This is a genomic window from Pseudocitrobacter corydidari, from assembly GCF_021172065.1.
Lineage (GTDB): Bacteria > Pseudomonadota > Gammaproteobacteria > Enterobacterales > Enterobacteriaceae > Pseudocitrobacter > Pseudocitrobacter corydidari.
In genome coordinates this window covers 4,939,277-4,960,900 of sequence record NZ_CP087880.1, presented here as the reverse complement: position 1 = coordinate 4,960,900, position 21,624 = coordinate 4,939,277, and the positions used below count along the sequence as shown (strand labels likewise).

Annotated in this window: 18 protein-coding genes; 13 read left to right on the top strand and 5 right to left on the bottom strand. The window is 51.6% G+C overall.

The genetic code is table 11. The annotated features are described in order from the left end of the window. Nucleotides 1-14: 14 nt before the first annotated feature. The 4 genes from G163CM_RS23160 to hycA form a co-directional block, all read right to left on the bottom strand. Nucleotides 15-938 carry a respiratory chain complex I subunit 1 family protein gene (locus G163CM_RS23160; protein WP_231826426.1) on the bottom strand — a complete coding sequence of 308 codons (924 nt, stop codon included), beginning with the start codon at nt 936-938 and terminating at the stop codon, nt 15-17. Between the two features lie 2 nt (nt 939-940). After that, a complete protein-coding gene (gene hycC / locus G163CM_RS23155) occupies nt 941-2,767 on the bottom strand; it encodes a formate hydrogenlyase subunit 3 (RefSeq protein WP_231826425.1) in 1,827 nt (608 codons plus the stop codon). Continuing rightward, a complete protein-coding gene (locus tag G163CM_RS23150; RefSeq protein ID WP_015963276.1) occupies nt 2,764-3,375 on the bottom strand; it encodes a 4Fe-4S dicluster domain-containing protein in 612 nt (203 codons plus the stop codon). Before G163CM_RS23150 ends, hycC begins: the two co-directional genes overlap by 4 nt. 83 nt (nt 3,376-3,458) lie before the next feature. Beyond that, nucleotides 3,459-3,926, bottom strand: coding sequence for a formate hydrogenlyase regulator HycA (hycA, locus tag G163CM_RS23145; RefSeq protein ID WP_149463431.1), 468 nt, complete (start codon nt 3,924-3,926; stop codon nt 3,459-3,461). A 213-nt stretch (nt 3,927-4,139) separates the two neighbouring features. Here hycA and hypA point away from each other — a divergent pair, with 213 nt between their 5' ends. The 8 genes from hypA to G163CM_RS23105 all read left to right on the top strand — a co-directional run bounded on the left by hypA (nt 4,140) and on the right by G163CM_RS23105 (nt 13,393). Continuing rightward, the gene (gene hypA / locus G163CM_RS23140; RefSeq protein ID WP_231826424.1) at nt 4,140-4,490 is read left to right on the top strand and encodes a hydrogenase maturation nickel metallochaperone HypA; all 351 of its coding nucleotides are present in this window, start codon (nt 4,140-4,142) and stop codon (nt 4,488-4,490) included. Nucleotides 4,491-4,493: 3 nt separating this feature from the next. Then, nucleotides 4,494-5,366, top strand: coding sequence for a hydrogenase nickel incorporation protein HypB (gene hypB, locus G163CM_RS23135; protein WP_113857677.1), 873 nt, complete (start codon nt 4,494-4,496; stop codon nt 5,364-5,366). Beyond that, nucleotides 5,357-5,629, top strand: a complete 273-nt coding sequence (locus G163CM_RS23130; protein WP_015963272.1) for a HypC/HybG/HupF family hydrogenase formation chaperone — start codon at nt 5,357-5,359, stop codon at nt 5,627-5,629. Before hypB ends, G163CM_RS23130 begins: the two co-directional genes overlap by 10 nt. After that, a complete protein-coding gene (gene hypD, locus G163CM_RS23125; RefSeq protein ID WP_149463427.1) occupies nt 5,629-6,750 on the top strand; it encodes a hydrogenase formation protein HypD in 1,122 nt (373 codons plus the stop codon). The genes G163CM_RS23130 and hypD overlap by 1 nt, the downstream gene beginning before the upstream one ends. Next, complete coding sequence (hypE, locus tag G163CM_RS23120) at nt 6,747-7,757, top strand: hydrogenase expression/formation protein HypE (RefSeq protein ID WP_231826423.1); 1,011 nt, start codon at nt 6,747-6,749, stop codon at nt 7,755-7,757. The genes hypD and hypE overlap by 4 nt, the downstream gene beginning before the upstream one ends. A 237-nt stretch (nt 7,758-7,994) precedes the next feature. After that, nucleotides 7,995-10,076, top strand: coding sequence for a formate hydrogenlyase transcriptional activator FlhA (flhA, locus tag G163CM_RS23115; protein ID WP_231826422.1), 2,082 nt, complete (start codon nt 7,995-7,997; stop codon nt 10,074-10,076). A gap of 178 nt (nt 10,077-10,254) precedes the next feature. Beyond that, the gene (locus G163CM_RS23110; RefSeq protein WP_231826421.1) at nt 10,255-12,552 is read left to right on the top strand and encodes a formate C-acetyltransferase; all 2,298 of its coding nucleotides are present in this window, start codon (nt 10,255-10,257) and stop codon (nt 12,550-12,552) included. Next, the gene (locus G163CM_RS23105) at nt 12,518-13,393 is read left to right on the top strand and encodes a [formate-C-acetyltransferase]-activating enzyme (protein ID WP_231826420.1); all 876 of its coding nucleotides are present in this window, start codon (nt 12,518-12,520) and stop codon (nt 13,391-13,393) included. Before G163CM_RS23110 ends, G163CM_RS23105 begins: the two co-directional genes overlap by 35 nt. On the opposite strand, the gene G163CM_RS23100 is transcribed toward G163CM_RS23105, so the two are convergent. Continuing rightward, nucleotides 13,394-13,747, bottom strand: a complete 354-nt coding sequence (locus tag G163CM_RS23100; protein ID WP_231826419.1) for a nitrous oxide-stimulated promoter family protein — start codon at nt 13,745-13,747, stop codon at nt 13,394-13,396. Nucleotides 13,748-14,343: 596 nt separating this feature from the next. Between G163CM_RS23100 and G163CM_RS23095 the strand changes: the two genes are divergently transcribed. The 5 genes from G163CM_RS23095 (at nt 14,344) to G163CM_RS23075 (ending at nt 21,619) form a co-directional block, all read left to right on the top strand. Then, nucleotides 14,344-17,079, top strand: coding sequence for an autotransporter outer membrane beta-barrel domain-containing protein (locus G163CM_RS23095; RefSeq protein ID WP_231826418.1), 2,736 nt, complete (start codon nt 14,344-14,346; stop codon nt 17,077-17,079). A 519-nt stretch (nt 17,080-17,598) separates the two neighbouring features. Beyond that, nucleotides 17,599-17,973, top strand: a complete 375-nt coding sequence (locus tag G163CM_RS23090; protein WP_225372713.1) for a hypothetical protein — start codon at nt 17,599-17,601, stop codon at nt 17,971-17,973. Nucleotides 17,974-17,989: 16 nt separating this feature from the next. Beyond that, on the top strand, nt 17,990-19,150 hold the full coding sequence (locus G163CM_RS23085; protein WP_231826417.1) for a ComEC/Rec2 family competence protein: 1,161 nt from the start codon (nt 17,990-17,992) through the stop codon (nt 19,148-19,150). 67 nt (nt 19,151-19,217) lie between these two features. After that, on the top strand, nt 19,218-20,486 hold the full coding sequence (locus tag G163CM_RS23080) for a ThiF family adenylyltransferase (RefSeq protein ID WP_231826416.1): 1,269 nt from the start codon (nt 19,218-19,220) through the stop codon (nt 20,484-20,486). A gap of 767 nt (nt 20,487-21,253) precedes the next feature. Continuing rightward, nucleotides 21,254-21,619, top strand: coding sequence for a hypothetical protein (locus tag G163CM_RS23075; protein ID WP_124988833.1), 366 nt, complete (start codon nt 21,254-21,256; stop codon nt 21,617-21,619). The last annotated feature ends 5 nt before the right edge of the window (nt 21,620-21,624 follow it).

Here is a 21,624-nt window from a genome sequence, read left to right as displayed (position 1 = left end):
TCAAACTCTCTTAATCACGCCGCCAGCAAGGAGACGAAAGCTAAAAACGCAAAACCAAAACCCGCCCAGGTGACGCGAGACGTGGCGCAAAAACGCAGACGCGCCATGCTGTTTTCGAACAGGGCAATCACCAGAACGCCGACGACCAGTTTGACGACCGCTGCTACCACTGCCAGCACAAGGCCGCCAACGCTGAAGCTGGTCATCTGACCCCACGGAATGAAGACGCCCACGAACATTTGCAGCACCACCAGTTGTTTCAGGCTGATGCCCCATTTCAGGATGCCGAAGCCACTGCCGCTGTACTCAGACAGCGGGCCTTCCTGCAACTCCTGCTCGGCTTCAGCCAGGTCGAACGGCAGTTTGCCCATTTCGATAAAGGTGGCGAACGCGCAGGCGCAAAGGGCCAGCAGCAGCGGCAGGGAGTGAGAAACAGGCCAGTGATAAACGGTGTTCGCAATATTGCTGATGTGCGTAGACCCCGCCACCAGCGCGGCTACCCACAGGCCGAGCAGCAGAATCGGCTCCACCAGCACGCCGAGCATCGCTTCACGGCTTGCGCCGATGGCGGTGAACGGACTACCGGTATCCAGCCCGGCGATAGCAAAGAAGAAACGGGCAATGGCGAACAGATAAATCAGGGTGATGAGATCGCCCAGAGACGGCATCAAAGACCCTACAGTTACCACCGGCAGCGCGGTAGCAATGGTCAGCATCACGCCGACCATCACAAACGGCGTCAGGCGGAAGACCCAACCGGATGCATCCGGCCCGACGCTCTGGCGGCCCAGCAGTTTGATAATGTCGCGATACTCCTGCAACACGCCCGGCCCACGGCGGTTATGCATACGCGCGCGGGCCACGCGGGTAATGCCGGACAGCAGCGGCGCAACGGCAAACAGCACCAGCGCCTGCAGTAATGCAAAGAAAACGGTCATTCTCAGGCTCCTCGCGAAATCACAATCACCACCAGCACGGCAAGCTCAACGAGCGCCACACCGCGCAGCAACGCTGGCGCACTGGCGTTCTGCCAGCCTGGCACCAGACGCACCGGGTTCAGCCAGTCGCGCAGTTTCAGCACCACGGCAAAGGCTTCTTTCACCGGCATGGCAAAACCGTGCGCGGTTACCACCATTGATTGCTCATGGTCATAGCCACACACCCACGCCGCGCCGCGTGAACGGTTCGGCAGGCGGTCGCCTTTGAAGAGAATCATGATGATGAACGGCAGCAGCGGGCAGGCAATCAGCAGCAAGGTGATCATCGGCTGAGAGACCACGGTGCTCGCGGTCTGCAACGGCAGCGGCACGGCGGAGGTCAGCAGCGGCAGCAGCCACGGCGCAGCAACGCCACCCACGACGCACAGCAGCGCCATCGCCACGGTGCTCACGCCCATCAGCAGCGGCGCGCAGCAGGCGTTTTCCGCCTCTTTGGTACGCGGTGCGCCGAGGAAGGTGACGCCATAGACTTTCGCCATACACATCACCGCCAGTGCACCGGTAATCGCGAGGCCCACCGCCAGCAGCGGCCCTAACAGACGACCAACAAACAGGTCGCTGGCGCTCAGTTTGAAGAAGGATTGATAGATAACCCATTCGCCCGCGAAGCCGTTCAGCGGCGGCAGCGCAGCCATCGCCATCAGGCCAACCAGCATGGCAATGGAGATAACCGGCATTTTTTTGCCGATACCGCCCAGTTTTTCGATATCGCGATGCCCGGTGCGATACCACACCGCGCCCGCGCCGAGAAACAGCGTGGTTTTAAACAGGCTGTGGTTTACCAGGTGATAGAGACCACCGGTTAAGCCCAGCGCCACCAGCACCGGCTGTTGCAGCGCAATACCGGTTACGCCCGCGCCAAGGCCGAGCAGAATAATGCCGATATTTTCCAGCGTGTGGTACGCCAGCAGACGCTGAATATTGTGCTCCATCAGTGCATAAAGGCCGCCGACAAAGGCGGTGATCATCCCCAGCACCAGCAGGGCAATGCCCCACCACAGCGGTTGATTCACGCCAATCAGCGAAACGGTCAGAATGCCGAGTAAACCGACTTTCATCACCACGGCGGAGAACAGCGCCGCAGCCGGGGCGCTGGCGTTGGCATGCGCCTGCGGAACCCAACCGTGCAGCGGAATAATCCCCGCCAGCAGGCCGAAGCCCAGCACGCTCAGCACCCAGATATCTGAGCCCAGCGGCAGAAGTTGAGTCCGTTCATTCAGCACGGACAGTTCCAGCGAGCCGTAGCGTTGCCACAGCAGCCAGCAGGCGATTGCCAGCAGAATCGTGCCCAGACGCCCCAGCGCAAACCACAGTTTGCCGGAGGTGGCGCAGCCGGTGAGGAACGCGCCGCACAGGGCCATGATTTCTGCCATGACAACCATCGACCCCAGGTTATCTGCCACCGTGGCGCATACCGCCGCCGCCAGCAGAATGTTCATCAGCCAGCCGTTGGCTTTCGCCTGCGGATGACGGTGCCAGGTAATGTTAAACAGGCTGATAAACAGACCACACAGGCCAAAAGCAATCAGCCAGATGGAATTCAGCGGAGTGGCCAGCACGCGATGCCCGACCAGCGGGATGACCCCGGCAATCGGCTGAGTGTGGGTTAATACACTGAAACCCGCCAGCGCCGCGCAGGCACTGCCGACCGCGCCGCCAATACCGGCAACCCAGCCGCTCAGCGGTTTATTGAACGACAGCAGAAAAGCGAGCACCGCCGCCGCCGCAAACCAGGCGACCGCACTATCAATTAACGACATCACGCTCATTTCGCCTCTCCTTCCTGCATGCTCTGCAACAGCGACAGATCGCCTAAGTCGGTATTAAAGGTCAGTTCGCGTTTGCGTTTGCTGACGCGAGCAATATCCATGTTATTGACCAGATGCAGCGCTTTAGTTGGGCAGGTGCGTACACAGGCCGGGCCTTCTTCGTCGAAGTTGCACAAATCGCACTTCACGGCGATAGCACGAACGCCCGGCACCCAGTCGAGCAGCGTGCTCACGCGTGCAGGCGCAGGCGGCGCGGGCAGTGCTTTCGGCGTATTAGCATTGGCCGGAATATCCAGCGGACGGCTGCCGGAGAATTCGATGGCACCAAACGGGCAGGCGATGCCGCACAGCTTGCAGCTTACGCACAGGCTCTCGTTGAGCTGCACCGCACCGTCAACGCGGTTGATGGCGTTCACCGGGCAAACGGTGGCACACGGCGCATCTTCACAGTGGTGGCACATCTGCGGGGCAGATTCTTTTTCATTGCGCATCACGCGCAGACGCGGCATGGACTGCAATCCATGATGGCGATGCGTCTCGGAACAGGCGGCTTCGCAGGTGCGGCAGCCAATACAGACGCTTGAGTCAGCAATTACAAAACGGTTCACCAGGTCTTCCTCAGGTGACAGTCATTTTTGACGAAATCATGCAGAGCAGGTGTCATTTCGACACCTGTCGACACACCGGTACTTCAGGCTACTTTGGCCGTATTCGCGCTTTGCGCCAGCGGGTTGAACGTCACCGGGCTGTCGCTTTCCAGCGCGGCATACAGGGCGTCATAAACCGGGGCGATTTTTTCCAGATAGTGTTCCAGCACCTGCTCGCGGTCGCGGCATTTGACGCCGTTATCCACGGTGCCGTCGGCGTTTAACTCCGCGCGGGCAATACATTTTTTGTCTTGTCCGTCGCGCGTTTCGACGGTGTATTCGATGGTGTGGCTGTTGAAGCCGCCGACCAGGCTCACGGAAAGCACAAAGTGTTCGAACAGCACAAAGCTGAGGTCCTTATCCGGCGCGCAATTCACCGCATGATGCAGGCGCGCTTTGGAAAGCGTGATCCCCTGAACCAGCGAGTTGCAGTAAATACGCCACTGTTCCTGTTGGCGATGGTGTCGATCGGCGATGAAGTCAGCTTTTTCGCTAATTTCCCAAATGGTCATGTCAGGTTACCCGGTTGATAGAGACTCACCCTGATAAGCACGTTCCATGCCAGTTTTTAATTTATTGATATTTAATGATTTTAACTATCAACCTGATGAATGGTGACATGTCATTTCGTCAGTTTGACACTGTCATCGACAGTACAAATGCATCAGATTTCATCTCTGGCATCGTTATTGCATTAACCGGGTCAATGAAATGTCGGAGGCGTTATGCACGAAATTACGCTCTGCCAGCGGGCGCTGGAAATCGTCGAACAGCAGGCCACCCAGCACGGCGCAAAACGCGTAACCGGGGTCTGGCTCAAAGTTGGCGCATTTTCCTGCGTTGAAACCAGCGCAATGACCTTTTGTTTTGATCTGGTATGCCGCGGCACGTTAGCTGAAGGATGTAAATTACACGTCGAAGAACAAGAGGCGGAGTGCTGGTGCGAAAAGTGCCAGCAATATGTTCAGTTGCTCTCCGTTCACGTGCGCCGCTGCCCGCAATGCCAAAGTAACGACCTGCAAATTGTGGCGGATGACGGTTTACAGATTCAGCGAATTGAAATAGATCAGGAGTAAGCTATGTGTACCACCTGTGGTTGTGGAGAAGGTAACCTCTATATAGAGGGAGACGAACATAACCCGCACTCGCCGTTTCGCAGTGCGCCTTTCGCCTCTGCTGCACGGCCAGCAATGACCATTACGGGTGTGAAAACCCAGCAATTTGAACCGACGCGCGCCGACAACGGCGACCTGCATTACGGTCACGGCGAAGCGGGAACCCACGCGCCGGGCATGAGTCAGCGTCGCATGCTGGAAGTCGAAATTGACGTGCTGGACAAAAACAACCAGCTCGCCGCGCGTAACCGCGCTCGCTTTGCCGCCCGCGAACTGCTGGTGCTGAATCTGGTGTCGAGCCCAGGCTCCGGTAAAACGACTCTGCTCACCGAAACGTTAATGCGCCTGAAAGACAAGGTGCCGTGCGCCGTTATTGAAGGCGATCAACAAACGGTGAACGATGCCGCGCGTATTCGCGCCACCGGCACACCGGCGATTCAGGTTAACACCGGTAAAGGTTGTCACCTTGACGCGCAGATGATTGCCGACGCCGCGCCGCGCCTGCCGCTGGATAATCACGGCATTCTGTTTATCGAAAACGTTGGTAACCTGGTGTGCCCGGCAAGTTTTGATCTCGGCGAAAAGCACAAAGTCGCCGTGCTCTCCGTCACCGAAGGCGAAGACAAACCGCTCAAATATCCGCATATGTTTGCCGCCGCATCTATCATGCTGCTTAATAAAGTCGACCTGTTGCCGTACCTCAACTTCGACGTTGAGAAGTGCATCGCTTACGCCCGTGAAGTGAATCCGAACATTGAAGTTCTGCTGATTTCCGCCACCAGCGGCGAAGGCATGGACACCTGGCTGAACTGGCTGGAGGCACAGCGATGTGCATAGGTATTCCGGGGCAAATCTGCGCCATTGATGGCGTCCAGGCGAAAGTAGAAGTCAGCGGCGTAAAGCGCGACGTTGACCTGACGCTGGTTGGCGCGGTGGATGAACAGGGCCAGTCGCGCATCGGCCAGTGGGTGCTGGTGCACGTCGGCTTCGCCATGAGCATCATTAACGAAGAAGAAGCCCGCGACACCCTCGCGGCGCTGCACAATATGTTTGAAGTCGAGCCGGACGTCGGCGCGCTGCTGTATGGCGAGGAGCACTGATGCGTTTCGTTGATGAATATCGCGCCCCTGAGCAGGTGATGCAGCTTATCGCGCACCTGAAATCCCGTGCGGCGCTGCTGAACTACACCGCCGCGCGCCCGTTGCGCATCATGGAAGTGTGCGGCGGCCACACCCACGCCATTTTTAAGTTTGGCCTCGACCAGCTTCTGCCGGATAACATCGAGTTCATCCACGGGCCGGGCTGCCCGGTATGCGTGCTGCCGATGGGGCGCATCGATAGCTGTATCGAAATCGCCAGCCATCCGGAAGTGATTTTCTGCACTTTTGGCGATGCGATGCGCGTACCGGGGAAAAACGGCTCGCTGATGCAGGCGAAATCGCGCGGCGCGGACGTGCGCATTATCTATTCGCCGATGGATGCGTTAAAACTGGCGAAACAGAACCCGGATCGCAAAGTGGTGTTCTTTGGCCTTGGCTTCGAAACCACCATGCCCGCCACCGCTATTACCCTGCAACAGGCGCGTATCCAGCAGGTCGATAACTTCTTCTTTTTCTGTCAGCACATTACGCTCATCCCGACGTTGCGCAGCCTGCTGGAGCAACCGGACAACGGCATTGACGCTTTCCTCGCGCCGGGCCACGTCAGTATGGTCATCGGCACCGACGCTTACGGATTTATCGCCAGCGATTTTCATCGTCCATTAGTGGTCGCTGGATTCGAACCGATTGATCTACTGCAAGGCGTGAACATGCTGGTTGAGCAGAAAATAGCGGATAACATTCAGGTAGAGAATCAATACCGCCGGGTCGTGCCCGATGAAGGCAACCGGCTGGCGCAGGTGGCTATCGCCGACGTGTTTACCGTGAAAGGCGACAGCGAATGGCGCGGTCTGGGGCTTATCAATGACTCTGGCGTGCAGTTAACCGAAAAATATCAATCATTTGATGCAGAAGCGCACTTCAAACCTGCGCCGCAAAATGTCAGCGATGACCCGCGCGCGCGCTGCGGCGACGTGTTAACCGGGCGCTGCAAACCGCATCAATGCCCGCTTTTCGGCAACACCTGTAATCCACAAAGTGCCTTCGGCGCACTGATGGTTTCCTCCGAGGGAGCCTGCGCGGCCTGGTATCAATATCGCAGTCAGGAATCAGAAGCATGAAAAGTATTCAGCTCGCTCACGGCAGTGGCGGCCAGGCAATGCAGCAGTTGATTGGCGACCTGTTTATGCAGGCATTCGCCAACCCGTGGCTGGCGGAACAGGAAGATCAGGCGCGTTTGTCGCTGGCTTCTCTGATGGCTCAGGGCGACCGTTTAGCCTTCTCCACCGACAGCTACGTTATCGACCCGCTCTTCTTCCCCGGCGGCAACATCGGCAAACTGGCGGTGTGCGGTACGGCGAATGATGTCGCGGTCAGCGGTGCGATCCCACGCTTTCTCTCCTGCGGTTTTATCCTCGAAGAAGGCCTGCCGATGGAGACGCTGGAAGCGGTGGTGAACAGCATGGCGGCGACGGCGAAAGCGGCGGATATCGCTATCGTGACCGGTGATACCAAAGTGGTACCGCGCGGCGCGGCGGATAAACTGTTTATCAATACCGCCGGGATGGGTGCCATTCCGGCGGATATTCACTGGGGTGCGGCGCAGTTGCAGCCGGGCGACCAATTATTGGTGAGCGGCACCCTGGGCGACCACGGAGCGACTATCCTTAACCTTCGCGAGCAGATGGGGCTGGATGGCGAACTGGCGAGCGACTGCGCGGTGCTGACGCCGCTGATTCAGGCGCTGCGCCATATCCCTGGCGTAAAAGCCCTGCGCGACGCCACCCGTGGCGGCGTGAACGCCGTGGCGCATGAATATGCCGCCACCAGTGGTTTCGGTATCGAACTGCACGAGCAAAAGCTGCCGCTGAAAGAGGCGGTGCGCGGCGTGTGTGAACTGCTTGGGCTGGATGCGCTTAACTTTGCCAACGAAGGCAAACTGGTGATCGGCGTGGCGCGCGACGCGGCGGATGCCGTGCTGGAAGCGCTGCGTGCGCATCCTTTGGGGCGCGATGCGGCGATTATTGGTGAAGTCACCGAACGTAAAGGCGTACGCGTCGCCGGGCTGTACGGCGTGAAACGCACGCTCGATCTTCCGCACGCAGAGCCGCTGCCGCGGATTTGCTGAGTGCCCGTGTTGTGCCGGGGGCGCTACGCTTGCCCGGCCTACGGGTAAGCTGTGCATGGGTTTGGTCTTTTGTCGGTCGGGTAAGCGTAGCGCCACCCGACACCGTGCACCGGCATGATGGTTTGGTCGTTGTAGGTCGGGTAAGCGCAGCGCCACCCGACAAAAGCAGGTTCCGCCCTGCTATTAATCTAATTTTTTCTTTTTCCGTACCCTCACGGTACGTTTGTGGGCTAATCAATGTCGTATACACCGATGGGCGATCTCGGTCAGCAAGGGCTGTTCGATATCACCCGGACACTTCTGCAACAACCCGATCTGGCGGCGCTTTGCGAAACGCTGACCCAACTGGTCAAGCAATCTGCACTGGCAGATCGGGCGGCCATCGTACTGCTGCAGGCGGGCAATCATCGCGCCAGCTATCATGCGACGCATGAAGCAGGGAAACCCATTGCCTACGATGATGACAGCCTGCTGGCTAACGGTCCGGTGCGTCGACTGCTCTCGCGCCCGGACGCCCTGCACTGCGACTATCGCGAATTCAGTGAAACCTGGCCGCAACTCGCCGCCAGTGAACTTTATACGCCCTTTGGTCACTACAGCCTGCTGCCTCTGGCGGCGGAAGGACGCATTTTCGGCGGCTGCGAATTTATTCGTGACAACGACCAGCCGTGGACGGAAAAAGAGTATCAGCGGCTGCAAACCTTCACCCAGATTATCGCGGTGGTTACCGAGCAAATTCAGAGTCGCGTCACCAACAACGTCGATTACGACTTACTGTGCCACGAACGCGATAACTTCCGCATTCTGGTCGCTATCACCAACGCCGTGCTCTCGCGTCTGGATATGGACGACCTGGTGAGCGCGGTGGCCAAAGAGATCCACTATTACTTCCGCATCGACGCCATCAGCATCGTGCTGCGCAGCAACCGTAAAGGCAAACTCAACATCTACTCGACACACTATCTGGATGTGAACGACCCGGTTCACGATCAGAGTGAAGTGAGCGAAGCCGGTACGCTGACCGAGCGCGTGTTTAAAAGCAAAGAGATGCTGATGCTCAACCTGCGCGAGCAGGATAAGCTCGCCCCCTACGAACGCATGCTGTTCGATATGTGGGATAACCAGATTCAAACCCTGTGCCTGCTGCCGCTGATGTCGGGCAACACCATGCTGGGCGTGCTGAAGCTGGCCCAGTGCGACGAAAAAGTCTTTACCGCTACCAACCTTAAGCTATTGCGTCAGATTGCCGAACGGGTGGCCATCGCGGTAGATAACGCTCTCGCCTATCAGGAAATTCATCGACTAAAAGAGCGGCTGGTGGATGAGAACCTGGCGCTAACTGAGCAGCTCAACAATGTTGAAAGCGAGTTCGGCGAAATTATTGGTCGCAGCGAAGCGATGTACAGCGTGCTTAAGCAGGTTGAAATGGTGGCGCAAAGCGACAGCACGGTGCTGATCCTCGGCGAAACCGGCACCGGGAAAGAGCTGATTGCCCGCGCCATCCACAATCTCAGCAACCGCAACGGTCGCCGGATGGTGAAAATGAACTGCGCCGCAATGCCAGCCGGGTTGCTGGAAAGCGACCTCTTTGGCCACGAACGCGGCGCGTTTACCGGCGCAAATACGCAGCGCATTGGTCGTTTTGAACTTGCCGATAAAAGCTCCCTGTTCCTCGATGAAGTGGGCGACATGCCGGTGGAACTTCAGCCAAAACTGCTACGCGTCTTGCAAGAGCAAGAGTTTGAGCGCCTCGGCAGCAATAAGCTGATCCGCACCGATGTGCGTCTGATCGCCGCCACCAACCGCGATCTGAAACAGATGGTTAACGATCGCGAATTTCGTAGCGATCTCTATTATCGATTGAACGTCTTCCCGATCCACCTTCCACCGTTACGCGAACGTCCGGAAGATATTCCGCTGCTGGTGAAAGCCTTCACCTTTAAAATCGCCCGCCGTCTGGGGCGCAATATCGACAGCATTCCGGCGGAAACCCTGCGCACCCTGGAACGTATGGAGTGGCCGGGTAACGTCCGTGAACTGGAGAACGTGATTGAGCGCGCCGTGCTGCTGACGCGCGGCAGCGTGCTGCAACTGTCGCTGCCGGAAGTCACCCTATCCCCTAATGAATCCCCCGCACCAGCCGCGACCTGCGCCATGGACGGGGAAGATGAATTCCAGCTGATCACCCGCGTGCTGAAAGAGACCAACGGCGTCGTCGCCGGGCCAAAAGGCGCGGCGCAAAGGCTGGGTCTGAAGCGCACCACGCTGCTGTCACGCATGAAACGCCTGGGGATTGATAAAGACGCACTGCTCCCCTAGACACGCAAACATACACAGCGCCAAATCATTGGCGCTGTGTTTTTAATACAGGACAAAACAGAGATCTCACTTTCAAAATCTGCGTACAATAATCCAGTATTTCGCCAGATTGTCTCCTGTCTTCGCCCCCCTGATTTGCCTACCTTAGACACATCACCTGTTCTGAGGAGCACCCCGTATGACCCATCGCATTCAACGCCTGAAAGACGCCCTTTTCGCTCATCCACGTGAAATTTCACTTGAGCGCGCCCTGCTCTACACCGAGAGCCATCGCCAGACAGAAGGCGAGCCGGTGATGATTCGCCGCGCGAAAGCCACCGCGCACATTCTGGATAACGTCGCCATCAGCATTCGCGACGACGAACTGATTGCGGGCAATCGAACGATTAAACCGCGCGCCGGGATTATGTCACCGGAGATGGATCCTTACTGGTTGCTTAAAGAACTCGATCAGTTCCCGACGCGCCCGCAGGATCGGTTTGTCATCAGCGACGACGACAAGCGCTGCTATCGCGAAGAATTGTTCCCGTACTGGGAAAAGCGCTCGATGAAAGATTTCATTAACGGGCAGATGACCGATGAGGTAAAAACCGCCGTTGGTACACAGATTTTCAGCGTTAACCAGACAGACAAAGGCCAGGGTCATATCATTATTGACTACCCGCGGCTGCTGAATAACGGCCTCGCCGCGCTGATTTCAGAGATGAAAGCACACTGCACTCAGCAGCGGGAAAACCATTTTTATGCCGCAGTATTGATTGTGCTGGAAGCCGCGCAGCGCCATATTCTGCGCTATGCCGCACTGGCGGAAACCCTGGCCGCAGCGTGCCCGGATGCCGGACGTCGCCAGGAGCTGCTGTCTATCGCCGCGACATCCCGCCATAACGCCGAACAGCGCCCGGAGGATTTCCATCAGGCCTGCCAGCTGTTCTGGTACATGAACATCATTTTGCAGTATGAATCCAACGCCAGCTCAATATCGCTGGGCCGCTTCGATCAGTACATGCTGCCCTTCTGGCAGGCCTCGCTCAACCGTGGCGTTGACGCGCAAACGCTGCGCGAACTGCTGGAATCCCTGTGGGTGAAATGCAACGACATCGTACTGCTGCGTTCCACCAGCAGCGCCCGCTATTTTGCCGGTTTCCCGACAGGCTATACCGCCCTGCTCGGCGGCTTAACCGAGAATGGCCGCAGCGCCGTCAATGCCCTTTCGTTTATGTGTCTGGACGCCTACCAGAGCGTACGTCTGCCGCAGCCAAACCTCGGCGTGCGCGTCAATGAACTGATCGATCGCCCGTTCCTGCGTAAAACCGCTGAGACCATTCGCCTCGGTACCGGCATTCCGCAAATTTTTAACGATGAAGTGGTGGTTCCGGCATTTTTAAACCGTGGCGTGTCGCTGGAAGATGCGCGCGATTACGCGGTAGTTGGCTGCGTTGAGCTGTCGATTCCCGGGCGCACCTACGGGCTACACGATATCGCTATGTTTAACCTGCTGAAGGTGATGGAAATCGTGCTGCATGAAAACGAGGGCAACCCGGATATCAACTGGGAGGGCTTGCAGGCGCAAATCCGCGACAAGATCCGCCATTATATTAAGTTAATGGTTGAAGGCAGCAATATTTGCGATATCGGCCATCGCGACTGGGCGCCGGTGCCGCTGCTCTCATCGTTTGTCAGCGACTGCCTTGCCAATGGCAAAGATATCACCGAAGGCGGCGCGCGCTACAACTTCTCCGGCGTGCAGGGCATTGGTATCGCCAATATGAGCGACTCGCTACATGCACTGAAAGGTATGGTTTTTGACCAGCAGCGGATGAGTTTTGACGAACTGCTGGCGGTGCTGAAAGCCAACTTCGAAACACCAGAGGGCAAAGAAGTGCGTGCGCGGCTGATTAACCGCTTCGAGAAGTACGGTAACGATATCGACGAAGTGGATAATATCAGCGCCGATCTGCTGCGTTTTTACTGCAAAGAGGTGGAAAAATACCGCAACCCGCGCGGGGGGCAATTTACACCGGGTTCCTACACCGTTTCGGCACACGTACCGCTGGGATCGGTAGTCGGCGCAACCCCGGACGGACGTTTTGCCGGGGAACAGCTGGCGGATGGCGGGTTGTCGCCTATGTTAGGTCAGGACTGCCAGGGGCCAACGGCGGTTCTGAAATCGGTGAGCAAGCTGGATAACTATTTGCTCTCTAACGGGACCCTGCTGAACGTGAAATTTACCCCGGCGACGCTGGAAGGCGAAGGCGGCCTGAACAAACTCTCGGACTTCCTGCTCGCCTTTACCAAACTGAAGTTGCAACACGTGCAGTTTAACGTAGTCAACGCCGACATGCTGCGCGAAGCCCAGCAGCGCCCGCAGGATTTCGCCGGATTGGTGGTCCGCGTGGCGGGCTACAGCGCCTTCTTTGTTGAGCTGTCGAAGGAGATTCAGGATGACATTATCCGCCGCACCGCGCATCAGCTATGAGGTAATGGAGCCGCGCGCCGACACGGCGCGCATCTTTAACATCCAGCGTTACTCGCTAAACGACGGCCAGGGCATCCGTACGGTGGTCTTTTTTAAAGGCTGCCCGCACCGCTGCCCGTGGTGCGCTAACCCGGAATCACTGTCGCCAAAAATCGAAACCGTGCGCCGCGAAAGCAAATGCCTGCGCTGCGTTCGCTGCCGCCAGGATGCGGATGAGTGCCCGTCTGGCGCATGGGAAAATATTGGCCGCGACGTCACGCTGGAACAGCTGGAACGCGATGTGCTGAAAGATGATATTTTCTTTCGCGCATCGGGCGGGGGCGTCACGCTTTCGGGCGGTGAAGTACTGATGCAGGCAGAATTTGCCACTCAATTTTTGCAGCGCCTGCGCCAGTTAGGTATCCGTACGGCAATCGAAACGGCAGGTGACGCATCGTTCAGCCGGTTGCTGCCGCTGGCCAGCGCCTGCGATGAAGTCTTGTTTGATTTAAAAATCATGGATGCCGAACGCGCCCGCGAGGTGTTGAATATCAACCAGCTACGCGTGCTGGAAAACTTTCGCCAGCTGCTGGCAGCAGGTATAAAGGTCATCCCGCGTCTGCCGCTGATCCCGGGCTTCACGTTGAACGACGAAAACGTGACGCAGATCCTGGCGTTCCTCGCCCCGCTCGCGGTGCAGGAAATTCACCTTCTACCGTTTCATCAGTACGGTGAACCGAAATACCATCAGCTTAGTAAAGTGTGGCAAATGGCGGGCGTGACAACGCCAACAGAGCAGGATATCGCCCCACTGCGCGAGAAAATCGAACAGGCCGGTTATCGGGTAGTGATGGGCGGGTAGTTATTTCGCATTGGGTTTCTTGCGGTATTTTTCAGGTAGTTCCGGCACCGGGCGCTTGTCATCAATCAGATGGCGGACCGTAAGAATCGGGTGCCGCCAAAGCATTCGCGGCCCGGCCCAGCGCATTATCTGCTTCATCTCTTCGCGTTTTGCTGGCTGATAGCAGTGTACCGGGCACTGTTTGCAGGCCGGTTTTTCTTCACCGAACACGCACTTGTCGAGGCGCTTTTCTGCATACGCGAAAAGATCATCATAATGCCCGCTCTGAGCTACAGCCTGCGGGCACTGTTTCTCGTAAAGCGCGATCATTTTTTCAATCGTTTTTTTCTCACGAGCAATACGTTTTCCAGCCATTGCGCCCCTCCCGACAAAAGATGCATGTATCTTACAACTTATCTATTGTGCATACCATTACCCGAAAGTGACAGTTCGCGATTTTCTGCTTGCATCGATATTCGGTTATTCAGCGTCGTATAACGAATAATATGAAACCGTATTAATAACTTGTCATTGTCTTAATGCTCATGTTATTTTTCTTATATCATCAATTCTTCAACTTTTGATTTTAATCAATAAACGCACATTATTATCAAACGCTCTCGCCCCACATATCCATATTAATATGGTGATAATAATAATCACGCCAATATTCACCCATGACAACTAAATTATTTTTCTAATCTTTTCGCCGCTTGCTCATACACAAAAAAGACGCTGATTTAAGATTTTTATCTCCCCGTGGATAAGTGACAACAAAAAATTTTTAATCACTGCGCCAGCATTCTTCACACGCGTATTATTCTTATATTGTTAAAACCTATTAATCGTTAATGATTGTAGTGTCTTAAACGATTTTTTATTTTATTCCTGCCATCACTACTATCCAGATTGCAGAGCCTTTGTTTTTTTAAATTGAAAAACAATATATTTATTATGAGCAAGGAAAAGCGATGAGCCCTAATCCTCTGATTCACCCAATGTCAAAAATTGCACTCGTGGTATCCCTGATACTTTCAGCTCAGGCCAATGCAGGAGCCGTTAATAATATCGATTTATTCGCTTCCTATACGCCGGTTGATACCAACATCACCGTCACGATCAATGAAAACAATTCCGTTACGCTATCATCGACAGAGAATACTGAATCTGAATGGGACCAGTTTAAGTCGCTGATTATCGGGAAAGACACCGATGGCAGCATGATTATTGATAATCGCGCAATCAATACTCAATCGCCAAACATAAATGACAATATCATCGGTACAAACTCAACGGGGTCCTTAACGTTAACCAATGGCGCCAGATGGTCGGTTAACGGTGCTTATCTTTTGTTAGGCAAATATGACGGAAAAGGAACCCTGTTCGTTGAAAAGGGGAGCCAGATCACCGGCGTCGGCGAACTCAGAGTCGGGGAGTTCGCGAGTGCGGCTGAAGGGGTCGTTATTATCGACGGAGAAAACTCATCGGTTGATACTCAGTGGACGATGGTTGGCGATCAGGGAACGGGGTATCTTGCGATCACCAACGGTGGTCACCTCAGCGTAGCCAAAAGCCTGGTATCAGGATTCAATGGTTATCCAGAATTTAATCAGGCTGGTCATGGTGAAGTGCTGGTCGACGGTGATCAGTCAACGCTTGATGTCACTTCAAATTTAACCGTTGGCGGTTACGGTGCGGATGAAAATTCAGCGTTTGGCACGCTGACCATCAGTAATGGCGCAACCGTCAATGTGGGAAAAGAGTTGCAATTAGGCTATAGCACAACGGCCACAGGAATACTCAATATAGGCGGCGTAGCTGGTGAAGCGGAACAGGGAGCGGGCACACTCAACGCGCCGGTGATCCTTTTAGGTCGTGAGGGGGATACCAGTACCGCGATTCTCAACTTTAATCATAACAGCGAAGATTTCACGCTCGCGGCAAACATTGTTAACCACGGGGAAGTGAATCAGATTGGTTCGGGCATTACGACCCTCAGCGGCGCTAACACCTACACGGGCACCACCCATGTGGCAAACGGCACGCTGCGTGCGGGTGTAGCGAATACCTTTAGCGCCAATTCAGATTATGTCGTCGACAGCGCCGGAACGTTGGATCTCAACGGCCACGACCAGACGCTCAACTCTCTTGTTCTGGCGGGTAACGCGTCCCTCTCTTCTGGAGAAGTTAGCGGTGAATTTACGCCGACTACGCTCACCATTAACGGCGACTATACCGCAGACAATGGGTTACTGGCGCTGCGCACGGTATTGGGCGATGACAACTCCGCCACTGACAAACTGGTCGTACTCGGCGATACCGCGGGCGACACCCGCGTCAGCATCAGCAATGCAGGTGGCACCGGTGCGCAAACCATTGAAGGTATCCGCATTGTCGATATCGCCGGTGAATCAAACGGCACATTTGCCAAAGAGGGGCGTATCGTCGCTGGCGGGTATGACTACAATATTGTCAAACTCGACAATCAGAACTGGTATCTCACCAGTGAAGCCATTCCGGATCCGGTCAAACCTGTAGATCCTGTTGACCCTATCGATCCTAAACCGCCGGTTGATCCCGTTGACCCAGTGCCACCGGTTGATCCGGTTGACCCTGTACCACCTGTCGACCCGGTTGACCCTGTACCGCCTGTCGACCCGGTTGACCCTTTACCGCCTGTCGACCCCGTGCCGCCCGTTGACCCTATCCCAACGCAACCTGAAGGTGAACATCAGTATCGCCCGGAATCAGGCAGCTATCTCGCGAACGCAATGGCCAACAACACCCTGTTTAATACTCGCCTGCACGATCGTTTGGGGGAAACCCAGTACACCGACGCGCTGACCGGCGAGCAAAAAGTGACCAGCCTGTGGATGCGTAACGTCGGCGGACACACTCGTTTTAAAGATGGGTCAGATCAACTCTCCACACAGAGTAATCGATATGTGTTGCAGATTGGTGGTGACATCGCGCAGTGGAGCAGCAACGGTCAGGACCGTTTGCACCTCGGCCTGATGGCGGGCTATGCCAACAGTAAAAGCCGCACGCATTCACGACTGACCGGATATTCTTCTCGTGGCGAAGTGAGTGGTTATAGCGCCGGGCTTTATGGCACCTGGTATGCCAACGAGCTCGATAAAACCGGTCTCTATGTCGACAGCTGGGTGCTTTACAACTGGTTTGATAACAAGGTCTCCGGCGAAGATCTCGCCACCGAGAAGTATGATGCCGATGGCGTTACCGCCTCAATTGAGAGTGGATATAGCTTCCGTCTCGGCGAAAGCAGCGATGAGCGCACCAGCTACTGGCTGCAACCCAAACTCCAGCTTACCTGGATGGACGTGCAGGCCGATAGTCTGACCGAACATAACGGAACTCGCGTGTCGGATAAAACAGACGGTAATCTGCAAACACGTCTCGGCGTGAAAGCATATCTTCAGGGGAACAACAAACTGGACGACGGGAAAGATCGTACCTTCCAGCCGTTTGTCGAAGCGAACTGGATCTACAATTCGGACACGTACCGCGTGAAAATGGATGATATCAGCAATGATATCAGCGGCACGCGTAATGTTGGCGAGCTGAAAGTGGGCGTTGAAGGGCAAATTAACAAGCGTCTACAACTGTGGGGAAATGTTGCCCAACAACTGGGCGACAACGGTTACAGCGACACCCAGGGCATGCTGGGCGTGAAGTACAGTTTCTAATATCCCAGTTCCCACCTGCGTTTTCGCAGGTGGGAATCACGTTCGTTCCCGTCTTTACCTCCTCTTTTTTTGCTATTGCGCGCTCTGACGCATAACGCCAGCCCACATCTGGAAGCGCGATCGCACAACCATGCAGATTGTTAAATCAACATCGTATTGATGGTACAATCGCCTCCCTATGAGCTGAATTTCATCGGCAGCGTTGACGCGACCCAGAGCACCATCATGGTCACGCATGAGAACAGAAATTCTCACTAACGCATTAAAAGTAAAGAGAATGGAATAACGAATTCGATGAGTACGATTGATAACCTGGACGCGCATACGCCAATGATGCAGCAGTACTTTCATGGATAATCTAAGAACATGATCTAAAATGACTAAACATGAAAATTCACTTAAAAAGTTACCTATAGGCTACATATGAAACGGATAATCTGTTATCTCTTCTTCCTACTCTTACTTGTTGTCCTTGTGTATGCCGGGTTAGTAAAGGGGGATGTGTTTCCTGAATGGATCATGAGTAAGAAGCTTATGATCCGTTGTGGGTTGATAGGTATCCTTGGTGGAACTCTTTACTGTATCCGTGGAGTGTATCTTAACAAATGTGTTAGGAACTGCTGGGATGAACGCTGGCATGTTTGGTATGTGTTGAGACCTATCGTTAGTGGTATCTGTGGTGTTGTGGCCTACCTGTTCCTTAAAGCGGGTTTGATAGTGTTAGATGCATCACAAAACGGTAGTGGTGGCGATTATGGATATATGGCATTTGCCTTCTTTGCTGGCTTGAATGTAGATAAATTCGTTGGCAAAATCGAAGATGTAGGTATGGCTATTTTTGGGATTGAGAAATCTCGCACAGCAAGATCGGGAGATAATACCGATCAGAAATAATTAATAAGGATATAATATGTCTGCAAAGATATGTTTCTTCCCCGTTGGTAATGGGGATATGACCCTCATCCAAACGGAAGATGGGCAAAATATTTTAATCGATTGCCACATAAGAAAAGGGAAGGAACACCCTGATGTTCTTTCTCAGTTAAGAGAAAAGCTGGATCGTGATGAGAAAGGTAGATTATTTATCCACCTATTTATTTGGTCTCATCCCGATAAAGATCATTGTTCTGGAATTTCTGAGCACTTCCATTTAGGCAAACCCGAAGACTGGAGTGAAAGGTCAGATAAAATCTTTATTAATGAAATCTGGTCCAGTCCGATAGTATTTAGGCGACACCATGCACAAAATCATAATTTAGTCCAAGATGCAAGAGATCTTAATTCAGAAGTAAAACGAAGAGTTAATCTTTACAAAGAAAAACGATATTTAGATGGTGTCGGTAATCAAGTTTTAGTCTTAGGTGAAGATGAAAATGGTAAAACTGATGATATCCCTAATATTGTACTGCAACTTGATAATACAACTCGACTAATTAATGGTGCATATTCATACAATTTTGAAGCTCATTTGCTTGCACCATCACCAAAAAAAGATTTTGATGAGGATGAAGATGAAGATAAGTTAGGTAAGAATCATTCAAGTGTAATTATCAATTTTGAGTTAAAAGGCGATAATAAAACAGCATTCTTTTTAAGTGGTGGTGATGCGGAAGTTGTTTGTTGGGAAGGTGTCCGTAACCGCCTGTTTAAAAATTACAATATGTCGTGGCTTGATTACGATATACTACAAACCCCACATCATTGCTCTTGGCGATCTTTATCGCATGATAGTTCAAGCGGTAAAGGAGATGAAGCAAAAACCTCCGAACTGGCGATGGAAGTATTCAACCGAGCAAAACAAAATGCATTCATAATTGCAAGTTCAGATCCTATTGCAGATGATGCTAATGATCCCCCATCATATCGAGCAAAAAAAGAATACGAAAATATTGTTGATAATGTACAAGGTCAATTTTTATGTGTATCGGACCATAAAAAGAATGGAGAGAATATTCCGTTAGAAATTGAAATTTCAGATAATGGTATTAAGAAAATTGCAGCATCTGCATTAGGCATGGCTGAATCATCAAGTGCCGCTGTAAATAGACAAGGTGGTGGTGGTTATGCCTGATTGTCTTAAAAAAAAGATAGATCAGTTGAGCACAATCCTTGCACCTTATGGTGCAAGGAAGCTTTCTATGAATGAATTAATAAAATTCGATAATAGATATGCTTGCGCTTGGGAGTTACCAACTGATTTAGAATTTAGTAATGAACCTATTGTATTGCAACTAAGATACAAAACTCTTAGTCAATTTGACATTCCAGATGTGTTTATTTCCTCACCTAAAATTGATGTTTGCCAACTCCCGCACTTAGAAAAAAATGGCAAGTTATGTGTTTGGCCTGACAGTTATATCATCGATCATAATGATATGACCTATGCAGTCGACTTACTAAACGATGCTATACTAATGCTAAGAAAAGGAATAAATGGAGATTTAAATGAGGATTTTATTGATGAGTTCCAGAACTATTGGATTTATCAATGTAATAAAACAGATCGACTTATAAGCCTGTGTGATCTAACAAATAAAAACACAAGGTTGGTTTTCGGTTATCGGACTCGGAAATTTGGAGTAATATATTCTGACACACAGAAAGAATTAATTAACTGGTTGGAAAACCAAAAAATATTGCCATTAGAATCGGATGAAAGTAATTCAAAAGATAAGCGAATAAGGCAACAGCAACTATCTAAAATAATTTCCATTCCATTGATATTCTTCGATGAAGCCTGGTATCCGAGTCAGTATCCCAAAACTGCAAGGGATTTTTTTGAAATCATAAATCAGCAACAGGAAGATTCAGAAAGCACTATTGAATTGATCTTAAGATCTTGTGCTAATATGTTCAATGTCAAGCCAATAATTCTAATTTCATTCCCAACTCCTTCTGGAATGAATATTATAGGAATACAGATTCCCAAGGGAGTTAGTGATCTTGCCTCAGACCGCTTCGATACCAAAGGTCTTAGTCGGGGTCGATTCAGAAATACAGCTTTATTAGATGGTTATAGAAATTACATCGATGGAAAGATTTTAAAAAATAGAATAGGCCAAACTAAAACAGAAAATCTCATAGTTGACCGTTCTGACGATTCTTGGTTAACGGGCCGTGAGCATAACAAAACTTACAAGAAAATCTCTGAACATAAAGTAGCTATCGTCGGATGTGGTTCAGTAGGTTCTTCGGTCTCAAGACTATTACTTCAATCAGGCGTTAGAAAAATGATGCTTTGGGATGATGATTTAATGAAGAGTGAAAACTCCTCTCGTCATCTATTAGGATTTGATTCTGTTTATAAAAATAAAGCATTAGCTCTTGCCTCAAGACTACGGGAAGAGTTTCCAAATGCCAATATAGAAGCTTTTAATGAAGAACTATTAGAGTATCTGGAGGTATGAAATCCTTTCTAAATATTGGTTGCTAGTTCCTCCAATTTTAATAGCTTTTGGTTTTTCTATTTTCTACGAAAAATTGAAAAAGATTGCAGAGTTTATTTTCTCCATTGCTTCTAGTGTTATAGGGTATTTAATTATAGTTGTAATAGCTTCTCTTTCATTAGCAAAAATAATTTCCGCAATTATATTGAAAAAATTACCATAAATACGGATGAATGCTAATAATGCGGAGATTATACCTTATCTCTGCATTTATTTTCAAAAAAGTAAAAGAATGGGAAAGCCATCATGTAAAAGAAACTAGCTAATACTACGAATACCTCCACGACACTTCCATCTTTATATAATGGCTGACTGAATGGTAGATTAAAGAAAAAACAGACTACAAAGATTATGGCCATTAAATTTTGATATCTTTTATTACCCTTCATATATACCTCTTTTATATAATTGCTATATTTAATTCTTTATACATTATGAAACAACTTTGTCAATTATCTAAACTTCTTATATTATTATTTAGCAAGGGCTAACTTATCGAAGCTACGCTTCTCAAGTTGACCTTGCTTTTTCGCCCTTTGGTTGAAAAAGAACATCAAAACCTAAAAACCATAATGCAAAAACACTCTGAAGATGTTGTATTATTTCAGCAATAGCTTCGTTTTTATTCAACCTAAATTACCTGTATACATTGACATTTTTCTTTTGTGCAATATAAATATTCTAAGCATAAGGAATATGCTTCGGATAAAAACACGAATGGAGTTCGTATGGAAAATACTTTTAATAAAATTAATAAAAATGAATCATATCAAAATTTACTAAGAACGCATTGCATCAGTGTTCGACTGAACCATGAAGAACTACAGCTTCTCAATGCTAAACGTGGAGAGAAAAGCAAGGGGGAATGGCTCAGATTAGCTTCTCTTGATAAGCTTCCCATAGTAGTTCCTTCAATCAACATAGAAGCTTGGAAATCCCTCAGCGAAATATCACAGAAGCTGAACAAGCTACTTATTCATCTCGAAAGTAAAAGCACTGGTGGTGAGCTTACAAAGACAGAGATCTTCGCAGTGAAGCGCCAAATTTCTGAGCTTCGCTTCTGTCTTACATCCTCCAAGAGATCTATGAGTTAACTTTA